The following is a 17,592-nucleotide window of genomic DNA, read 5'->3' on the forward strand; positions in this document are numbered from 1 at the left end:
ACCGTTCGGAGCGGGTTCGGAGCAGCCCGGAGCGGTCGGGAGCGCGGCGGTGGCGGGGCCCCGGGCGGGCCCGGATCAATCGATTTCGCCCTACGCCGCAGGTCATGTAATGTTGTCCCCGCAACGCCCCGGAGGCAGAGTTCACCAGGGCGAGCGCTCATAGCTCAACGGATAGAGCACTTGACTACGGATCAAGAGGTTGCAGGTTCGAATCCTGCTGAGCGCACCAAACTCCGCAAGATCGGGTTCGCCCGTTCCTTGCGCTCATAGCTCAACGGATAGAGCACTTGACTACGGATCAAGAGGTTGCAGGTTCGAATCCTGCTGAGCGCACCATCGAGAAGCCCCCGGCCAACGGCCGGGGGCTTCTCGCGTTCTCCGGGGTTCCCCGCGGGTGATTCGAACGGGGCCGCCGGGTGGATGGTCCCGTCCCGGGGGCCGGTACCCGCCGGATGGGTCCGGTGCTCCCGTTCCCGCGTCCGTTCGGGTGGCGTCGATTGCCGCCTAATGGATGAAATGCAGCCGTTTCGGGTACATCCCGTCCTGCCGCCCGGATGACCGCCGAACGGGTGGGACACGGTCAAAAGCCCAGGTGTCTCGATATGACCGGCTCAGGATCGTGATTCCTTTTTGTCGGATCTTGTGCAGACTGCCGCGCCCAGGCAGCCGACCGCGAAGGAGAGCCGGATGAGCCGACAGTTTCCCCGTACGGCTGTCGCCCTGGCCGTCCTCGCGAGCGGGCTGCTGACCGCGTGGAACGCCCCGCTCGCGGCGGCCCTGCAGTACCCCGACGCCTGGCCCTCCGCCGAGGCCCCGGACGTCCCCACGCTCACCGTCCCCGCGGACACCGACGACCCGGGCCTGCGGCTCACCGGCACCGGCGAGGCGGGCGGCATCGTCTCGGTCGTCGATCAGGACTCGGGCGACGACCTCTGCATCACCGAGGTGCCGGCGGACGGCCGGTGGTCCTGCCTGCCGGTCGAGAACCTGACGGACGGGCAGCACCTGCTCACCCCGTTCGCGGTCGACGTGACGGGGGGCCGGACGCCCGGGCCGCCGGGCGAGCTGGTCGTCGCCACCGGCCTGCCGGAGCGGCCGGTGCTCACCTCGCCGGCTCCGGGGGAGACCGTGCGGGTCGGCCGTCCGAAGCTGGTCGGCCGGGCGGATCCGGGCGCGAACGTGATGGTCACCGCGCGGGCCGCGGCGGGCGCGGACGTCGGCCGGCGGACGGTGCTGTGCGGGGCGGCGGTGGCGTTCGACGGGAGTTGGAGCTGCGCGGCCAACCGGGACCTGGCGGACGGGGAGCAGTGGCTGACCGTCGCGGCGACCGACCGGGTGGGCAACGGGATCTCGGGGGAGTTCGTGCGGGTGCGGGTCGCCACCGGGGGAGCGACGCCCGCGTCGAGTCCGTCCGTCGCGGCGGCGTCGCGCCTGGCCAAGTCGGGCCCGGCCGCGAGCCCGGCCGCGAGTCCGGTCGCACCGAGGCCGCAGCCGTCGAATCCGGTGGCGTCGCGCCCGGCCAACTCGGGCCCGGGTGCCATGGGTTCGGCGGCGGCCGCGTCGAGTCCGTCCGTCGTGGCGGTGCCTGCGGTGGCGCCGTCCAGGGCCACCTCGCCGACCGTGTCCACCCGGCCCGCCGTCCCCGCCCCTTCGGCCACCGCGACCGTCTCCCCGCCCCCGACCCCGGCCCTGACCGCGGCTCCGACCCGGACTCCGGCCATCGGCCTCGGCGCCTCACCGGTGGTGGCCGCCGCCCGGCCGCCGGCGGCGCCGGTGGTGGCCGCGCAGGGCTGGTCCGGGCGTCCCACTGCGGACGGCTGGCGCGGTGGACTCGCCGGAGTCCTGCTGGTGCTCACCGGCCTCGGACTGATCACCCGTCGGGTGTTCGCCCGCAGGAACGGTGCTCCTCGGCGCTGACCCGCGCCGAACTGTCCCGACCATCCACTCATGTGCCTGCGCGTCAGGTCGGCTTTGGATGATTCGTCAGTAAATGTCGACACACCTCGGTTCAAATGTCGCATTTGATGACGTATGAACTTAGCCTGACCCTGGCACTGCCCGTCAGATCCGGGCCGCCCGTTGCGCGACACACCGACCCAGAGGATCCGTGCATGGACGTCACCCGCGATTCTTCGCAGCGACCCGACAACCTGCCCAAGGCGCTCCCGCCGGCACTGCCGGAACGTTCCGGCGCCGGCTCCAGTCCGCTGGCCAGGGCCACGGCCGTCCGGACCGTCAAGCCGGGCGGCCCGGTCGACAGCGGTCCGGCGACCACCCCGCTGGCCGTCGTCCCGCACCCGTCGCCGGCCGGCGGCGCGACGGTGGTGCGCGACCCGCTGGAGTCGGCCGCCCCGGAGACCGTCGAACTCCCGGACCCCGCGACGGCCGGGGCCACGGCCGCCACCACCTCCCGGCGCCCGCCGCGCGCCGACCAGGCGCTGCGCGAGCAGCCCGCCACCGCGCTGCCCGGCTGGATTGCCCTCCTGGCGGTGCTGATCGGCGTGGCCGGCGTGCTGTTCGTACTGCTGCGCACCGGTGTCATCCCGTACTGGGACGCGCTGCCCGACCTGCGGGGCAGTGCCGTGCGGGAGAGCGGCCTGGCGGAGGTGGACACGAAGTGGATCGCCGCGGCGGCCGCGGCCGGCCTGCTGGCGGTGGCCGCGCTCTCCGGGTTGCTGGCCAACGCGGGCGGCGAGACCCGGGTGCTCACCCGTTGGGGCCGCTACCGGGGCACCGTCCGCCGGACCGGCCTGGTCTGGGTCAACCCGCTGCTGCGCCGCTGGAGGGCGGACGTGCGGCTGCGGCACTGGCGCAGCGAGCCGGTCAAGGTGGTGGACCGCACCGGCACGCCGATCGTGGTCCGGCTGCTGATCGTCTGGCGGGTCAAGGACACCGCACGGGCGCTGCTGGCGATCGAGGACCACGAGAGCTACCTGCGTGAGCAGGTCCAGGCGGTACTCACCCGCACCGCGTCCACCCTGCCGTGCGACAGCAACGCCGCGCCCGGACCGGCGCTGCGCGACGGGCAGTGGTTCGCCGACGAGATGACCAGGGCGCTGGCCGCCGAAGTCGCCCCGGCCGGCCTGGAGGTCTACTCGGTGCAGCCGCTGGCCCTGGACTACGCGCCGGAGGTGGCCGAGTCGATGCGCCGCCGCCGGCTGGCCGACCTGGACGCCGGTCTGCGGACCGTGCTGGTGGACGACGCGGTGGAGGCGGCGGCGCTCGCCGTCCGCCGTCTGGAGCGGGCGACGGCGCACGAACTGGACGAGGCCGCCCGCAGCGCGCTGATGGAACAGCTGCTGGTCGCCTTCGTCGCCCCGGCCGGAGTGGCCGCCTCGGTACCGCCCCCGGCCGCCCGCGCCGGGCGGAAGGAAGGACGACCCGCATGAGGATAGCCACCGGCGCGTACGCCGAACCCGCCGATACCGTGGGCCCGCTCGGCCCCGACGGTGATCCCGGTCTGATCGGCTTCGAGGAGCGCCTCGGCCGCATCCCCGCGATCGAGGGCTGCGGCTGCCCGAACTGCGTCGTCCGGCCGCGCACCGCCCGCTCCGCGGCGGCGGCCGGCGGCAGCCGAATACACCGGGCCGTGCGGAGCACCTGTCTGGCCACCACCGTGCTGGCGGGCGCCGGCGTCGTCGGCCTGACGGCCGGCGCCGGATCCGCGCACGCCGCGGCCGGGAAGCAGGGCTGGGACGGGTCGAAGTACTGGTTCAAGAACGGCAGTGGCGAGTGGCGCTGGACCAGCCACTACGACGTCTACGCGAGCCGCACCGGTCGGTCCGGCGGCTCGGCCGGCGCCACCGCCCAGGCCGTCTCCAACGGCTCGGCCTCCTCCGCCGGGATGCGCCAGGGCTGGGACGGGTCGAAGTACTGGTTCAAGAACGGCAGTGGCGAGTGGCGCTGGACCAGCCACCACGACGTCTACGCGAGCCGCACCGGTCAGTCCGGCGGCTCGGCCGGCGCCACCGCCCAGCCCGCGCCCCCCGCGAGCCGTCCGTCGACGAACCCCGCGCCGGCCTCCGGGAGCATGGAGGCGGCCATCGGCTACGCGCTCGCCCAGCTGGGCAAGCCGTACGTCTGGGGCGGCAACGGCCCGTCCGGCTACGACTGTTCGGGACTGGTCCAGCAGGCCTACCGGCGCGCCGGGATCAGCCTGCCGCGGGTGGCCGACGACCAGTACGCGGCGACCACGCCGATCAGCGCCGGGCAGCTGCGCCGCGGCGACCTGGTGTTCTGGTCCGACAGCGGCCGGGCCTCGGGGATCCACCACGTGGGGATCTACCTGGGCGGCGGCAAGTTCGTGGAGGCGCCGCGGCCGGGCAAGACCGTCCGGGTCTCGACACTCAACTCGGGCTACTACCCGACCCACTTCGGGCGGCCGTAGCCGCGAGAACGGTGACGGGCCCCCGGCAGCGCGATGCCGCCGGGGACCCGTCCCGTGTGCTCAGGGCAGCTGTGGCGCCGAGCAGCCGTGGCGCTGGGCGGAGCGGGCGGCGAAGGTCCGCAGGGCGTCCTTCTCCAGGGCCGGGTCGGGCGCGGCGGTGTGGTTCCCGTCGAACACGGTGGCCACCGTGAAGAGGGCGGTGGCGCCGCCGGGGCAGGTGGCGGTGGCCCAGGCCACGTCGTCCTTGGCACCCGCCGGGCCGGTGACCGGGTAGTCCGCGACGGCGGGGAGGACGTCCGCGAACGGCGGGTAGTACGCGCCCAGGCGGAAGCGCGGGGCGTCCTGGCCGGCGTACAGGAAGCAGTCCTCGATCAGGGCGTCCGGGTCCGCCGCAGACTCGTTGGTGGTGCCGGACAGGCCGGCGCAGGTGCCGGTGGCCGCGCCGTCCGCGACCTTGACGTACCGGCTGTCCGCCGGGACCTCGGTGATCTCCGGTCCGGAGGGCGCGGTGCAGCCCCAGACCCGGGCGGCGCCGTCCGCGGCGCGGGCGGCGACGCGGGCGAACCGGGCCCGGCGGGCCGGGTCGTCGAGGACGTCCTTGCCGTTGGCCGGGACGGCCCCGACGGTGACCAGCAGGCCCGGGGAGTTCGGGGCGGGGCAGTCCAGGGCAACCACGGCGGTCGCGCCGATCCGGCCCTGGAGGTCCAGGACGCCTCTGCGGCCGTGGCCGAGCGGCATCACCATGGTGGTGGAGAGGTTCGGACGGTCCCGGCCGAGCCTGTGCAGCGCCCCGTCGGCCCGCTCCCGGCTCCGGTCGATCCGGACGTCCAGGAAGCCGTTGCCGGGATTCCCGGCGTTGTCCACGGAGCAGGCGGCCAGGCCCTCGGGCACCTTGGCGTCCTTGCCGCGCGCCCGGTCCACCCCGAGCAGGTCCTCGACCTCGGCGGTGTCCACGCTGCCGTGGCAGAGCCCGGCCAGCGAGCGGCCGTCCTGCCAGCGGTCGTACCCGCCGCCCAGGTAGAACACGGCGCCGGCGACGAGGACCAGCCCGACGGCGGCGGCGACCGGAAGCCGCCACCGCCGACGGGCCCCGCGCGGTTCCGCGGGCTCGGCCGTCACTTGTTCTCGCCCCCGCGGCCGAGGGCGGCGGCGGCGTCGCTGCGGCCGGTGTTGTAGATCGTCCGCATCTGCTGCTCGTCCCAGTCGACGGCCGGGGCGTCGGGGTTGAGTCCGGCCCGCTGCTGCTGCCACTTCTCGACCATGGCGCTGATCCCCTCGTGTCCGCTGCGGCCGTCGGCGCCGGTGAGGGTGTTCGCCTCGATCCGGCCGGCCGCGGCCGCGTTGATCTCGGCGGTGGCGTTCATCTGCCACCCCATGATCCCGTCACCGAGCAGGCTCTGGGCCATCGCCCCGACCCCGGGGACCGGGACGAGCTTCAGCGGGGTGCCGATGCCCTGGTACAGGCCCTTGGCCTGCCAGGCCTTGACCTTGGTGTCGTCGTCGCGCTCGTCGAGGATGGCGTCGGCCTGGACGGCGTCGTACACGCCGAGGGCGACCGAGGAGTTGGCCATCACGCCCTTCCACTCCTTCTCGCCCACGTTGGGCGGGAGTTCGGCGAGCTGCTGGGCGACGTGCACCATCTCGGCCTGCTGGACGACGTGGTGGGACTCGGGGTCGTCGGCGATGCCGCGCAGGACCCGGACCAGGGAGCCCTTGTCGGTCGCCATCCTGGTCTCCCCGGTGACCGGGTCGACCCAGACGCCGCTGGCGTCCTCGCCGGAGTGGTCCTTGGCCGCGCGGTTGGTGCCGGAGAGGATGTCGTGGGTGTCGGCGGTGTAGTCGGCCAGCGCGTTGGCGATCGGGCGCTGCATGCCGGCCGGGAGCTTCTCGTGGCCGATGCCGCCGTCCAGCATGTTGACGGTGTCGCGCATGACCCGGGCCTGGGCCTCGCTGTGATGCCTGACGGTGTCCTCCTGGCCCGCCCGGTCGCCGGTGGCGGCGGCCTCGATGGCCAGGCCGAGCGAGTGCTGGCCCTGGACGTACTTGCCGTCGCGGATCTCGTCCGGCCAACCGCGCTCGTCCAGCAGGTACTTGAGGTGGTCGTTGGTCCGGGGGTCGCCCGGGTCCAGGAAGCGGGTGGAGGCCTGGGGGTTGTGACTGAGCGACTCCATGAAGCCGGCCACGGCGTCGCCGCCACGGCCCTCGCCGAGGTGGTCCCACTTCGGCTGGGTGGAGTCGGGCGCCCAGATCACCTGCGGATCGACCTTGGCGTCGCGCTCGTACTTGAGCAGGCTCTCACCGTAGGAGTTGAGGAAGTCGGAGTCGTACTCGCCGGAGCGCATCAGGCTGCTCATCAGCTGGTAGCCCAGTGGCATCGGGCCACCGCCCTCGCGCTTCACGAGCTGGGGACCGAGCTTGATCATCTCGTTCTCCCAGTCCTGCATGGGCTTGGAGTGGCTCTGGGTGGCGGTGCCCAGGGTCGCGCCCAGCGAGGCCTGGAGCTGCTTCACGGCCTCGTTGCGTTCCTTGCTGTACCTGCCGAACTTCGCCGGGTCGTTGACGTCGCGCCAGAAGTCCAGGGTGCCGCGCGGGCCGAGCGTGGTGGCGAACTGCTCGGCGAACGCCGGGTCGCTCTTGCGCTTCTCCAGCAGGGAGTTGAGCCTGGTCAGCTCCTCGACCGAGAGGTCGCCGCCCTTTCCGGCCAGGGCGAGCGCGTCGGAGAGGTCCTTGCGGGCCTCGGTGGCCTCCTGGAGGCTGTGGTAGCCGTTGGCGTTGAACGAGTGGTCGTTCGCGCCGTTCGGGTCCGCGCGCAGCGCCCAGGCGGCGGCCTGGTCCGCGTCGGCGGCCTGCTGGAGCGCCGCTTCGAGGCTGTGGACCAGGTTCTCCACCGCGCGCTTGCGCTGGGGCAGGAACACCGTCTGGTACTCGGGGTCCTCCTGGGCGCTCTTGTCGTTGAGCAGCGGGTGGACGTCGGTGACCTTTCCGGTGCCGTCCACCTTCAGGTGGTCGGCGGGGCCGTCCTCGTCGGCGATCTTCTTGAGCAGGTTCTGGGCGGCGGTGAACTGCTGGGCGGCGTCGGCGAGCAGTCCGCTGATGTCGGCGGACTCCTTTCCGGCGGCGTCGAGCTGTTCGGCGGCCTTCTTGATCTGCGCGCGGGCCTGGGTGGCGGCCTCGCCCTCCCAGCCGGCGGCCAGCTTGTCGGCGACCTCGCCGGTCAGCCGGTCCTTCAGGCCGACGTAGCGGGCCTGGAGGGTCTTCCACTCCTCGGCGGCCGCGTGCAGCGGCTCGATCCTGGCGTTGCGGACGATCTCGTAGCTCAGCACGGTGGTGGCCCCCTCAGTTCCCGCCGGACAGGTTCTGCTTGTTGGCGTTCTCGGTCGCCGTGTACTGGTCGGCGGTCTTCCGCAGCCGCTCGGCGATGTCGTAGAGGAGGTTGCCGAGGGTGGAGACCTGGCTGTCCCAGCGGATGGAGCGGTTGCGCAGCTCCGGGCCGGTCTGCCAACTGGTCAGCGCGGCATAGGCGGTGGTGGTCTTCTCCGCGGCGGTGTCGTCGACGGTGTGGAAGTTGCCCCTGATCTCGTCGACGGCGGCGGCCCGCGCCTTCAGGTCGGCGGGGCTGACGGTCACCTTGCCGCCGCTCCCGCCGCCACCGGCGGAGTTGAGCCGCAGGCCCGCGTACTTCTTCCGGTCCTCGTCGTCGAACAGGCCGTCCCAGGCAGGATTGTCAGCCAAAGCGTTCCCCCGTGTTGGCGTCTCGGTCATGAAGTCTTGGTCCGTGCTTGGTCGTTCATTGACCATGACTTTTCGGCCCCGTCGATGGTTCCCGAGCCGGCGGACGTGATCCGGAACGCCGCAGGCCGCGAACCGCGCCCGGAGCGGGGCGAGTTCGCGGCCTGCGAGGGGGAGCTTCCGGACCGGCGCGAATCAGGCGGAGGCGGCGTCCAGCAGGGCGGTCTGCTCCGGGGTGAGCTTCAGGGTGGCGCCGGCCAGCAGCGCCGGGAGCTGCTCGACGGTGCGGGCGCTGGCGATCGGGGCGGCGACCGTCGGTCGGGCGGCGAGCCAGGCCAGGGCGACGGAGGCGGGCTCCACCTCCTGCTCGGCGGCGACGGTGTCCAGTGCCTCCAGCACCTTGGGGCCGCGCGGCTCGGCCAGGTAGCGGGCGGCGCCCTCGGCGCGGGCGCTGGCCACGTCACCGACGCCCGGACGGTACTTGCCGGTCAGGAAGCCGGAGGCCAGCGCGTAGTACGGGACGGTGGCCAGGCCGTGCTCGGCGACGACGTCGGCCAGCGGGCCCTCGAAGGTGTCGCGCGAGACCAGGTTGTAGTGCGGCTGGACGGCGACGTACTTCGCCAGGCCCTCGCGGTCGGCGAAGGCCAGCGCCTCGGCGAGCCGCTCGGCGGAGATGTTGGAGGCGGCGACCGCCCGGACCTTGCCCTCGCGGACCAGCTCGTCCAGCGCGGTGACGAACTCCTCGACCGGGGTGTCGTCGTCCCGGTGGGTGTAGTAGAGGTCGATCCGCTCGACGCCCAGGCGGCGCAGCGAGTCCTCGGCCGCGGCCTTGACGTTGGCGGCGCCCAGGCCGTTGCGCTCGGCGAGCATGCCGACCTTGGTGGCGATCACGACGTCCTCGCGGTTGCCGCGGCTGCGCAGCCAGTTGCCGAGGACGGTCTCCGACTCGCCGCCGGTGTTGCCCGGCGCCCAGGAGGAGTAGACGTCGGCGGTGTCGACGAAGTTGCCGCCGGCCGCCGCGTAGGCGTCCAGGACGGCGAAGGACTGCTGTTCGTCGGCCGTCCAGCCGAAGACGTTGCCGCCGAGGGAGAGCGGGAAGACGGACAGGTCGGAGGTGCCGAGGCTCACCCGGCTGTGGTTTCCGGTCATGATCCCAGTCAACCGGATCGCGGCGGGGTGTGTTCCGTGAACCGTACGGTTTCACGAGCCCTTCGTACCGCTGTCGCACGTGGGGGTGGTGTGTCCCGCGCGACGGGGGTCCGGGGTGTGCCTGAGGTGGGCCGATTCGTTAGAGTCCCTGCCATGGCTGACAACGACTACGACTCCGCCGGCAGCACCCAGATGTTCCGGGCGTTCGTCGACGAGAGCCCGGCCCCGCAGGCTCCGGGCAACGTTTCCACCTACGGCAGCAGCAAGAGCGGCAGTCGCACCGGCGTGATCGCGCTGATCGCCGTCGTCGCGCTGGTCGTCCTGGGCGGCGTCATCTGGCTGGCGGTCAAGTGACCCTCGCGCGGGTGGCCCTCGTCCGGGTCACCCGCGCGACGGTGGAGGAACTCCTCAGCAGGGCTTGCGCCAGGCGTTCAGCTCGAGCTTCTTGCGCATCGAACTGAAGCCCAGCGACTTGGCCTTGGCGCAGAACTGGTCCGTGTCGAGCTTGTACTCGACGTGGAAGACCGCCTTGCCCGCCTTGACGAACGGGGCGACCCGGTCGCACTCGTCGAACTGCGAGCACTCCTCGTTGACCGCGAAGTCGAAGTCCCCGAGCAGCGCCGGGATCTGGTCGAGGTCGTTCTTGAGCCCGATGGCCAGGCCGCGTTCGTGGGCGAGCTGCGCCAGCATCCGGTTGTACCTGAGCTGGTCGTCGGCGGTCAGCGGGAAGCCGCTGTTCTGGTTGTAGGCCTCGATGGTGTCCGGTTCGACGGCGTCGAAGCCCTTGCTCCTGCACATGTCGAAGCGGGCGGCCATCAGCGGCTTCAGCTGGTCGAGCTTGCGGATGTCGAACCACTTCTCGCCCTTCCAGCCGGTGTCCGAGCCCTGCAGGGACTTGGCGAAGGCGGCGGAGTCGGGGCGGAAGTCCTCCCAGGAGCCGGCGTTGATGTAGCAGATCACCTTGCGGCCCTTGGCGTGCAGGGCGGCCACCACCGAGGCGTCGTTCTCGAAGCCGTCGATGTCGTAGACCGGTACGTCCACGGACTGGTCCACGCCGCCGCCGAGTTGCCACTGCCAGGCCAGGCCGGGGGTGGGCTGCCAGCGGGCGCCGGCCGGCGGCGGTGCCGGGTTGCCGGGCGGGGAGCCGGTTCCCGGCGGGGTGGCGGGCGGTGGGGTTCCGCCGGGCGTGCCCGGGGCCGGGACGGTGGTGCCGGGAGCGGTGGGTGCGGGGGCCGGGGTGTCCGGCGCGGCGCTGGTCGCGTCGGGGGTGCCGGGGGTGCTCGGCGCGGTGGCCGCGGGGGAGTTGCCGGGGGTGCCGTCGGCCGCGTCCTGGTCGTCCTCCGATCCCGAGCTGCTGCACGAGCTGACCAGCAGGGCGGTGGTGGTGGCGAGGGCCAGGGCGGCCGGAAGCAGCCGGTTGCGACGGTTCACGGTAGTCGGACTCCGGATCGGGTCAGGTCAGTTCAGCGGCGTTCAGGCCGTACGGCAGGGTGCGCCAGGGGTTGTCCCCGGCTCCTGGTACGGCGCAGCCGACGCCGGCTCGCCGGGCGGCGATCAGGGCGGCGGCGTCCCGGGCGTGTTCGACGGGGACGTCGTAGACCAGGTGGCAGAAGCGGGAGGCAGCGTGCCGGCCGGTCCACAGCGGCAGCGTCATGCCGCGGTAGGCGTCCCAGTCGCCCTCGAAGGTGACCAGCAGGTCGGCGAGGCCGACCTCGGCGTAGCCCGGGTCCGGGTGCTCGCCGTGGCCGAACACCACGGTGCCGCAGCCGGCGGCGCGGGCGGCCGTGGCCAGCCGCCGGTAGTGCGCCAGCGCGCCCGGGTGGGTGCTGACCTGGTCGAGGTAGACGCCGGTGATGCCGTGGCGCTGGCGGTACGTCAGGATGTCGGCCACCACGGCGGCGTGCGGTCGGCGTCCGTAGTCGGTGTCGGTGTATCCCACCAACGGCAGCCCCGCGGCGCGGAGTTCGTCGGCCGCCTCGGCGAAGACGTGGTCCGGGACCGCGCCCGGGCCGTCGGCGAGGTTGAGCACGACGGCGGCGACCCGGGTGGGGTCGGCGGCGGCGACCGCCCGCCAGGCCGCCGGGTCCACCGCGGGGTGGACGTACAGCGGCACCAGCAGGCGGCCGTCGGGGGTCTGCCCGGCGGTCATGCGACCACCGGGTCGGGCGTGGGCCCGGCGGTGCCGAGCCACAGGTCCCGCAGGGTGTCGGCGAGGTCCGTCTCCGGCCGCCAGCCGAGTTCCCGGGCGGCGGCCGACACGTCGGCCTGCTGCCAGGAGACCCCGGCCGAGCGTTCCGAGCCGGCCCCGCTCTCGTCGATCCGGCCGGTGAAGCCGGCCGCGGCGACCAGCCCGTCGGCGATCGCCCGGACCTGCCGGGCGTGCCCGGAGGCCAGGTTGAGCACCCGGGGGAGCGGGCGGTCGGCGGTGACGGCCAGGCCGACCGCCTTCGCCACGTCCCGGGCGTCGACGAAGTCCCGGTACGCGGAGAGGTCGCCGACCGTGATCACGCCGTCGGCGCCCTCGGGCGCCACCCGGCGCAGCTCGGCGGCCAGCCGGCCGGGCAGCGAGCCCGCCGGGGCGCCGGGGCCGACCGGGTTGAACACCCGCAGCACCACGGCGTCCAGCGCCGAGCCGGCCACCGCGAGGGAGCCGGCCAGCTTGGTCGCGCCGTACACGCCGACCGGGCGGGCGTCGGCGTCCTCGCTGAGGGACTCGCCCTGCGCGCAGACGCCGTACTCGCCGGCCGAACCGATGTGCACCAGGCGGGCCTTCGGGGCGCCGAGGGACAGCGCCTCGCAGAGCACCGCCGGGCCGCGGGCGTTCACCTCGGCGAGCTTGACCGCGCTGCCGGCCACCGCGCCGGCGAAGTTGACCACCGCGTCGGGGGCCAGCGCGGACAGTTCCTCGCCGAGCGGGCCGGCCTGGGCGGTGGCCAGGTCCAGCCGGAGGTCGTGGGTGGGCCGCCGGCCCGCGGTCAGCACGGTGGCACCGGGCAGTGACCGCAGGACGGCGGTGGCGTGACGGCCGAGGAAGCCGTCGCCGCCGAGGAGCAGGATTCTCACGCGGCCCGTCCGTCGCTCTCCACGCCCGCGGCGGCGGGCTCGGCGGTCGTGTCGTCCGGAGCGGTGCGGGCGGCCGGGATCGGCAGTTCCGCGACGCCGCCCGGGATGGGGCCGGTCGACTCGAAGGGCATCAGGACCGGGCGGATGGTGGAGAACTCGGCGTTGGCCCGGTCGTAGTCGTCGGGCCTGCCGATGTCCAGCCAGTAGCCGCCGAACTCGTAGGCCGCGGGCGGGGTTCCGGCGGCCAGCAGGTCCAGCACCAGCTCGTCGAAGCCCAGCGGCAGGCCGGGGGTGTACTTGGCGAGTGCCGAGCGGGAGACGCCGTACACGCCCATCGAGACGCGGTAGTCGATGCTGGGCTTCTCCTGGAAGCCGGTGATGGTGCCCTCGGCGGCGGTCAGCACCCCGAAGTCGATCTTGACCTGACGGGCGTAGGTGGCGATGGTCAGCGGGGCGCCGGACGCCTCGTGGTGCTTGAGCACCCCGGCGAAGTCCAGGTCGGTCAGGATGTCGCCGTTCATCACCAGGAAGTGCTCGGGCAGGCGCTCCTGCATGGTGAGCAGCGGGCCCATGGTGCCGAGCGGGCTGTCCTCGACGGCGTAGCCGACCCGCAGGCCCCACTGGGAGCCGTTGCCGACGTAGGCGCGGATGATGTGGCCGAGGTGGCCGATGGCCAGGGTGACGCTCTGGAAGCCCGCGGCGGCGAGCTGTCGCATCACGATCTCCAGGATCGCGTGCTGGTCGCCGATCGGAACGAGCGGCTTGGGAAGCGCGGTGGTGTACGGGCGGAGACGGACGCCCTTACCGCCGGCCAGGATCACTGCGTGCATGGTGTTTCCCCCACGGAAAGGATGTGCAGGACACGAACCTTGGTTACCAGGACGAGCAAGATCGGTTGCGGCGGGTCAGACGTTGTAGATGTCGGTCTTGTAGCGGGCCAGGTTGGCCGGGTCGCGGAAGAACTCGATGGTCTGCTCCAGGCCCTGCTCCAGGCTGAACTCCGGGGCCCAGCCGGTGGCCCCGCGCAGCCGGGTCGCGTCCGCGACCAGGCGCATGACCTCGGAGTTGGTCGGACGGATGCGCTGCTCGTCCTCCTTCACCACCAGGTCCACGCCCATCAGCTTGCCGATCAGGGTGACCAGGTCGCCGACCGAGATCTCGCCGCCGGTGCCGGCGTTGAAGGTCCGGCCGACCACCGTCTCGGCGGGGGCGGTGCCCACCGTGCGGAAGGCGTTGGCGGTGTCCTTGACGAACATGAAGTCGCGGGTCGGGCGCAGGTCGCCGAGGGTGATCTCGGTCTGGCCGGCCGCGACCTGGGCGATCACGGTCGGGATGACGGCGCGCATCGACTGGCGCGGGCCGAAGGTGTTGAACGGGCGCAGGGTGACGACCGGGGTCTCGAAGCTGGCGTGGTAGCTGTCCGCCAGCCGGTCCCCGCCCGCCTTGGAGGCGGCGTACGGGGACTGGGTGTTGATCGGGTGGTCCTCGGTGATCGGCACGGTCTGCGCGGTGCCGTAGGTCTCGCTGGTGGAGGTGTGCACCAGGCGGGGGATCTCCAGGTGGCGCACCGCCTCCAGCACGTTCAGGGTGCCGGTGACATTGGTGTCCACGTACGAGTGGGGGGCTCGGTAGGAGTACGGAATCGCGATCAGGGCGGCCAGGTGGTAGACCGCCTCGGTGCCCTTGACCAGGCCGTTGACCGAGCCCGGGTCCCGGACGTCGCCGAGGATGATCTCGACCGACTCCAGCACCTCCGCGGACAGGGTCTCCAGCCAGCCGAAGGACGAGAACGAGTTGTACTGGACCATCGCGCGGACGTGGTGCCCGTCGGCGACCAGGGTCTCGACGAGGTGGGAGCCGATGAAGCCCTCGGCTCCGGTTACCGCGACGCTGCTCATGCGGATTTCGCTTTCTCGATCTGCCGGGGCGGCCGACGCTCGGTGACGGCCGGCCGCCGCCGACGGGTGGGTGTCTCGGGTGGAACGGGTACGGCGGTGCACGCGAAGGAAGGCGTGCGGGATATTCGATGTGTTCAGCGGTGCTGGGTGGTGCGGCCGAGCGCGGGCCCGGCGAGTGCGGTGAGGACGACGGCGGCCGCCCCGCAGCCGATCAGCTGCAGGACGATCGGGTCCACACCTGCCAGCAGCCCGGCGCTCTCGGCGACCGCGGCGGCCAGACAGACGAGGGCGGTGCTCCAGCTGAACCCGAAGGCGTTCAGCAGCAGCGCCAGCCAGAGCGAGCCGCCGAGGAGCAGCATCGCGCCGAGCTGCGGCACGCCGAGCGCGGGGGCGCCGGGCCACAGCACGGTCGCGGCGGCGTCCAGCGCGGCCACGGTGGTGAGGTAGATGAACAGGCAGCCGAGCAGGATCGCACCGGTGCGGCGGGAGAACTGACCGCTGGTGTGGCTGGTGCGCAGCGCGGCCACCGCCAGCGCCCGGTAGCGGAAGAGCAGCCACTCGGCGAGGCCCAGGCTGAGCGTCAGCGCGATCATGGCCGGGCCGGTCGGGGTGGTCGACGTCCCCTGCGTGGCGTGGCCGCCGGTCTGCACGGCCTGGTGGATGGTCCCGCCGAGGCCGGCGATCAGCGTGAGCGCGCCGCAGGCCAGGCCGAACAGCAGGTGCGGGAGCTCCTGGCGGACCGGCAGCCTCAGCTCGACGGACTCGCGTTCGCCGCCGCGGATGCAGGCCAGCAGCTCCCGGACGGCCAGCCCGACCGCCAGTGCCACCGAGGCGAGCAGCACCACCGTACGGACCAGCTGCGGGACGTCCACCGCCAGTACCACGCCCGCGCCGACCGAGGCCGGGGCCAGTGCCAGCAGCAGGAACTTCTCCCGCCCGAGCACCAGCAGCACGGTGGCCGCGGCCAGGTAGCAGGACTGCCCGGCGGCGAAGCACAGCGCGCCGAGCGGCCCGCCGACCAGGTACGCGGCGACCGAGGCGACCAGCGCGCCGGCCGGGGCGCCGAAGGCCAGGCAGACCGCGGCGTCGCGGCGGCGCAGCCGGCTCAGCCAGCGGTAGGAGCGGTGCGCCAGTGCCTGGTTGAAGCCCCAGCTGACCAGCGTGGCGACGGACAGCGCGAGCATGCCCGAGGGCAGGCCGAAGCGCATCCGGGTGGTCGCGAACAGGCTGGCGCCGAGCAGGTAGCCGAGTCCCGGCAGCGCGAACACCAGGCCGCGCACCACGCAGCGCCAGGGGTCGGCCCGCCAGGGGTTGGCGAACTCGGAGCTCGGGCCGGGGTAGCGGCGCTCGACCTTCTCGAACAGCTCCTCGGCGACGGTGAAGGCGTCGGGGCGGCCGTACAGCAGGGCGGCCTGCTCGTCCGAGAGGCCGTCGGACTCCAGGAAGGCCGCGATCTCGTACGGGTGGACGGCGTCGGCGCAGACGTCGCGCAGGCGCTCGGCGAGTTCGTCCAGCGGGTCCGCGGGCAGGTAGAGCGAGTCTTCCGGATCCGGATCCGGCTCCGGCGGGACGGGGCGGCGTCGCTTGAGCGGCAGCGTGCGCAGCTGCATGGTGTGCTCGGGACCGCCCTCGCCGGGGATCAGACGCAGTGGACCACTCATGCCCCGACCTCGCTGTGCTCGGCGGCCGCCTCGCGGGACACGCGCCTCTCGATGGTTCTCGCTCCCCCAGCCTTCGGCCGGGGGTACCCCCAACGCTCGTTCACGCCCCGACCTCGCTCGGCTCGGGGCGGGCGGCGGCCAGCTGCTGGTCCCAGTCGGGGCTGGGGGCCTGGTCGGTGACGGCGACCATGCCGCCCGGCATCCAGCGGGCGGTGCCCAGGAGTTCGGTGTAGATGCCGCGGAAGCCGTCGATGTTCTGGCGGAGGGTGAACTGCTCGATCACCCGGAGCCGGGCGCCCTCGCCGAGCCGGGCGCGCCGTTCGGCGTCGCGCAGCAGCTCGATCGCGGCGGCCGCCATCGGCTCCGGCTCGCGCGGGGGGACGACCAGTCCGGTGTCGCCGACGGCCTCGCGCACGCCGCCGACGTCGGTCGAGACGGTCGCGCGGCCGCAGGACATCGCCTCGATCAGGGTGAACGGGAAGCCCTCGCTGATGCTGGAGAGCATGACCACGTTGCCCGCCGCGTACGCGTCGGTGATGTCGGCGACGCGGCCCTCGAAGGCCACCGAGTCGGCTATGCCGAGCTCGGCGGCCAGGGCTATGCAGCCGTCCCGGTACGCCTCGCCGCCCTTGGGAGTGCCGCCGAAGAGCCGCAGCCGCGCCTCGGGGATCTCGCGCTGGACGATGGCGAAGGCCCGGATCAGCGTCTCCAGGTCCTTGATCGGGTCGACCCGGCCGGCCCAGCTGAGGGTCGGCGTCTCGGGTTCGGGGCCGGCCGGCGGGAAGGCCGCCGGGTCCACCCCGTTGTAGACGGTGCGGATGTGCGAGGACGGCGTGCCGCCGCGCTCCTCCCAGCGCCGGTTGTACCGGTTGCCGGGGGTGACCAGCGCGGCCTGCCGGTAGCTCTCCTCGGCGAGCATCCGGTAGAAGCCGAGCAGCAGCGCCTTGACCGGCCAGCGGTACGGGCCGGTGCGATAGCCCAGGTAGCGCTCGCGCAGGTAGATGCCGTGCTCGGTGAGCAGAAACGGTACGCCGTACTGCTGAGCGGCGATCAGCCCGGGCAGGGTGGCGAGCCCGCCGCTGGCCGCGTGCGCGACGCCGTCCTTGGGCGGCTCGACCGAGAGCGGCCGCAGGGCGTGCTCCAGCAGGTCGGTGGCGTTCAGGGCGTCGTGCATGGTGGGCCGGGAGACGGCGGTCGGCAGGTAGTCGCGGGTCCAGACGTGCTGGAGGGTGCGCAGGGCGCGCTCGCTGCGCAGCGCCGGGCTGAGCAGCCCGTGCCGGGCGAGGTCGGCGAAGTTGTACAGCTCGGTGCCGAAGTGGGTGGTGTAGACCGGATCGAGGATGGAGTGCAGGAAGCGCTCGTACGCGTTGAGGAAGCGCCGCATCTCCTTGCCGCGCGGCGGTCGGCCTTCCGAGGCCGGCCCCCACAGCGGTGCGGTGGTGACCGACCGCACGTTGGCGGGCAGTTCCCAGGCCAGCGACTCGTGGCCGGTTCCGGTGACGGCGATGACGTCGAACTCGACGTCCGGCATGCCCTGAACGAGCTGGTCGCACCAGACGCTCACGCCGCCGTGCTGGTGCGGATACGTCCCCTCGGTGAGCAGGGTGACGCGCATTCCTGTCCCCCCTCCTGTTCTTGCGTCGGTTCCGGCCTGGATGACCGGAACGGGAGCCGTGGCGGGGCCGGGCCGGGCGACCGGCCCGAC

At 73.2% G+C, this 17,592-nt stretch carries 14 protein-coding genes, 2 tRNA genes and 1 pseudogene; 6 read left to right on the top strand and 11 right to left on the bottom strand.

Annotated features, from left to right (window positions below; translation table 11 throughout):
* Positions 1 to 153: 153 nt before the first annotated feature.
* From ACGF0D_RS07035 to ACGF0D_RS07055, 5 genes are all read left to right on the top strand, one after another.
* A tRNA-Arg gene (locus ACGF0D_RS07035) sits at positions 154 to 229 on the top strand.
* Positions 230 to 260: 31 nt separating this feature from the next.
* Positions 261 to 336: transfer RNA gene (locus ACGF0D_RS07040), tRNA-Arg, on the top strand.
* Between the two features lie 351 nt (positions 337 to 687).
* Positions 688 to 1,917 (top strand): hypothetical protein, encoded by a 1,230-nt coding sequence (locus ACGF0D_RS07045; RefSeq protein ID WP_392914225.1) that lies wholly within the window; start codon positions 688 to 690, stop codon positions 1,915 to 1,917.
* A gap of 194 nt (positions 1,918 to 2,111) precedes the next feature.
* Positions 2,112 to 3,389 (top strand): SPFH domain-containing protein, encoded by a 1,278-nt coding sequence (locus ACGF0D_RS07050; protein ID WP_392914226.1) that lies wholly within the window; start codon positions 2,112 to 2,114, stop codon positions 3,387 to 3,389.
* The gene (locus ACGF0D_RS07055; RefSeq protein WP_392914227.1) at positions 3,386 to 4,387 is read left to right on the top strand and encodes a C40 family peptidase; all 1,002 of its coding nucleotides are present in this window, start codon (positions 3,386 to 3,388) and stop codon (positions 4,385 to 4,387) included. The genes ACGF0D_RS07050 and ACGF0D_RS07055 overlap by 4 nt, the downstream gene beginning before the upstream one ends.
* 60 nt (positions 4,388 to 4,447) lie before the next feature.
* On the opposite strand, the gene ACGF0D_RS07060 is transcribed toward ACGF0D_RS07055, so the two are convergent.
* The 4 genes from ACGF0D_RS07060 to ACGF0D_RS07075 all read right to left on the bottom strand — a co-directional run bounded on the left by ACGF0D_RS07060 (position 4,448) and on the right by ACGF0D_RS07075 (position 9,265).
* Positions 4,448 to 5,506: a hypothetical protein gene (locus ACGF0D_RS07060; protein ID WP_392914228.1), complete on the bottom strand. Its 1,059-nt coding sequence runs from the start codon at positions 5,504 to 5,506 to the stop codon at positions 4,448 to 4,450.
* Positions 5,503 to 7,710, bottom strand: a complete 2,208-nt coding sequence (locus tag ACGF0D_RS07065) for a WXG100 family type VII secretion target (RefSeq protein ID WP_392914229.1) — start codon at positions 7,708 to 7,710, stop codon at positions 5,503 to 5,505. Before ACGF0D_RS07065 ends, ACGF0D_RS07060 begins: the two co-directional genes overlap by 4 nt.
* Before the next feature lie 13 nt (positions 7,711 to 7,723).
* Positions 7,724 to 8,119: a WXG100 family type VII secretion target gene (locus ACGF0D_RS07070; RefSeq protein ID WP_392914230.1), complete on the bottom strand. Its 396-nt coding sequence runs from the start codon at positions 8,117 to 8,119 to the stop codon at positions 7,724 to 7,726.
* Between the two features lie 192 nt (positions 8,120 to 8,311).
* Positions 8,312 to 9,265 carry an aldo/keto reductase gene (locus tag ACGF0D_RS07075; RefSeq protein ID WP_392868441.1) on the bottom strand — a complete coding sequence of 318 codons (954 nt, stop codon included), beginning with the start codon at positions 9,263 to 9,265 and terminating at the stop codon, positions 8,312 to 8,314.
* Positions 9,266 to 9,418: 153 nt separating this feature from the next.
* Here ACGF0D_RS07075 and ACGF0D_RS07080 point away from each other — a divergent pair, with 153 nt between their 5' ends.
* Positions 9,419 to 9,619, top strand: coding sequence for a hypothetical protein (locus ACGF0D_RS07080; RefSeq protein WP_392868439.1), 201 nt, complete (start codon positions 9,419 to 9,421; stop codon positions 9,617 to 9,619).
* A gap of 54 nt (positions 9,620 to 9,673) precedes the next feature.
* Here ACGF0D_RS07080 and ACGF0D_RS07085 read toward each other — a convergent pair whose 3' ends face one another.
* The 7 genes and pseudogenes from ACGF0D_RS07085 to pelF all read right to left on the bottom strand — a co-directional run bounded on the left by ACGF0D_RS07085 (position 9,674) and on the right by pelF (position 17,502).
* Positions 9,674 to 10,696 (bottom strand): endo alpha-1,4 polygalactosaminidase, encoded by a 1,023-nt coding sequence (locus tag ACGF0D_RS07085; RefSeq protein ID WP_392868437.1) that lies wholly within the window; start codon positions 10,694 to 10,696, stop codon positions 9,674 to 9,676.
* Positions 10,697 to 10,718: 22 nt separating this feature from the next.
* The gene (locus ACGF0D_RS07090; protein WP_392868435.1) at positions 10,719 to 11,414 is read right to left on the bottom strand and encodes a spherulation-specific family 4 protein; all 696 of its coding nucleotides are present in this window, start codon (positions 11,412 to 11,414) and stop codon (positions 10,719 to 10,721) included.
* Complete coding sequence (locus ACGF0D_RS07095; RefSeq protein WP_392914231.1) at positions 11,411 to 12,328, bottom strand: NAD-dependent epimerase/dehydratase family protein; 918 nt, start codon at positions 12,326 to 12,328, stop codon at positions 11,411 to 11,413. The genes ACGF0D_RS07090 and ACGF0D_RS07095 overlap by 4 nt, the downstream gene beginning before the upstream one ends.
* Positions 12,329 to 12,456: 128 nt before the next feature.
* Positions 12,457 to 13,158: pseudogene (locus tag ACGF0D_RS07100) on the bottom strand (NDP-sugar synthase); the annotation flags it as partial.
* A gap of 75 nt (positions 13,159 to 13,233) precedes the next feature.
* Positions 13,234 to 14,226: an SDR family NAD(P)-dependent oxidoreductase gene (locus tag ACGF0D_RS07105; protein WP_392868431.1), complete on the bottom strand. Its 993-nt coding sequence runs from the start codon at positions 14,224 to 14,226 to the stop codon at positions 13,234 to 13,236.
* 134 nt (positions 14,227 to 14,360) lie between these two features.
* Positions 14,361 to 15,887 (bottom strand): hypothetical protein, encoded by a 1,527-nt coding sequence (locus tag ACGF0D_RS07110; protein ID WP_392914232.1) that lies wholly within the window; start codon positions 15,885 to 15,887, stop codon positions 14,361 to 14,363.
* 100 nt (positions 15,888 to 15,987) lie between these two features.
* Positions 15,988 to 17,502, bottom strand: a complete 1,515-nt coding sequence (pelF, locus tag ACGF0D_RS07115) for a GT4 family glycosyltransferase PelF (RefSeq protein WP_392868427.1) — start codon at positions 17,500 to 17,502, stop codon at positions 15,988 to 15,990.
* Positions 17,503 to 17,592 lie beyond the last annotated feature (90 nt).

Origin of the sequence: Kitasatospora sp. NPDC048298 (assembly GCF_043201465.1) — a bacterium.
In the GTDB taxonomy this organism is placed as follows: Bacteria; Actinomycetota; Actinomycetes; order Streptomycetales; family Streptomycetaceae; genus Kitasatospora.

What these genes read in the sequence shown, in the direction of transcription:
- ACGF0D_RS07075 (WP_392868441.1), bottom strand. Translation starts at nt 9,265, where the DNA reads ATGACCGGAAACCACAGCCGGGTGAGCCTCGGCACCTCCGACCTGTCC.
- ACGF0D_RS07055 (WP_392914227.1), top strand. Translation starts at nt 3,386, where the DNA reads ATGAGGATAGCCACCGGCGCGTACGCCGAACCCGCCGATACCGTGGGC.
- ACGF0D_RS07090 (WP_392868435.1), bottom strand. Translation starts at nt 11,414, where the DNA reads ATGACCGCCGGGCAGACCCCCGACGGCCGCCTGCTGGTGCCGCTGTAC.
- pelF (WP_392868427.1), bottom strand. Translation starts at nt 17,502, where the DNA reads ATGCGCGTCACCCTGCTCACCGAGGGGACGTATCCGCACCAGCACGGC.
- ACGF0D_RS07080 (WP_392868439.1), top strand. Translation starts at nt 9,419, where the DNA reads ATGGCTGACAACGACTACGACTCCGCCGGCAGCACCCAGATGTTCCGG.
- ACGF0D_RS07050 (WP_392914226.1), top strand. Translation starts at nt 2,112, where the DNA reads ATGGACGTCACCCGCGATTCTTCGCAGCGACCCGACAACCTGCCCAAG.
- ACGF0D_RS07045 (WP_392914225.1), top strand. Translation starts at nt 688, where the DNA reads ATGAGCCGACAGTTTCCCCGTACGGCTGTCGCCCTGGCCGTCCTCGCG.
- ACGF0D_RS07110 (WP_392914232.1), bottom strand. Translation starts at nt 15,887, where the DNA reads ATGAGTGGTCCACTGCGTCTGATCCCCGGCGAGGGCGGTCCCGAGCAC.
- ACGF0D_RS07105 (WP_392868431.1), bottom strand. Translation starts at nt 14,226, where the DNA reads ATGAGCAGCGTCGCGGTAACCGGAGCCGAGGGCTTCATCGGCTCCCAC.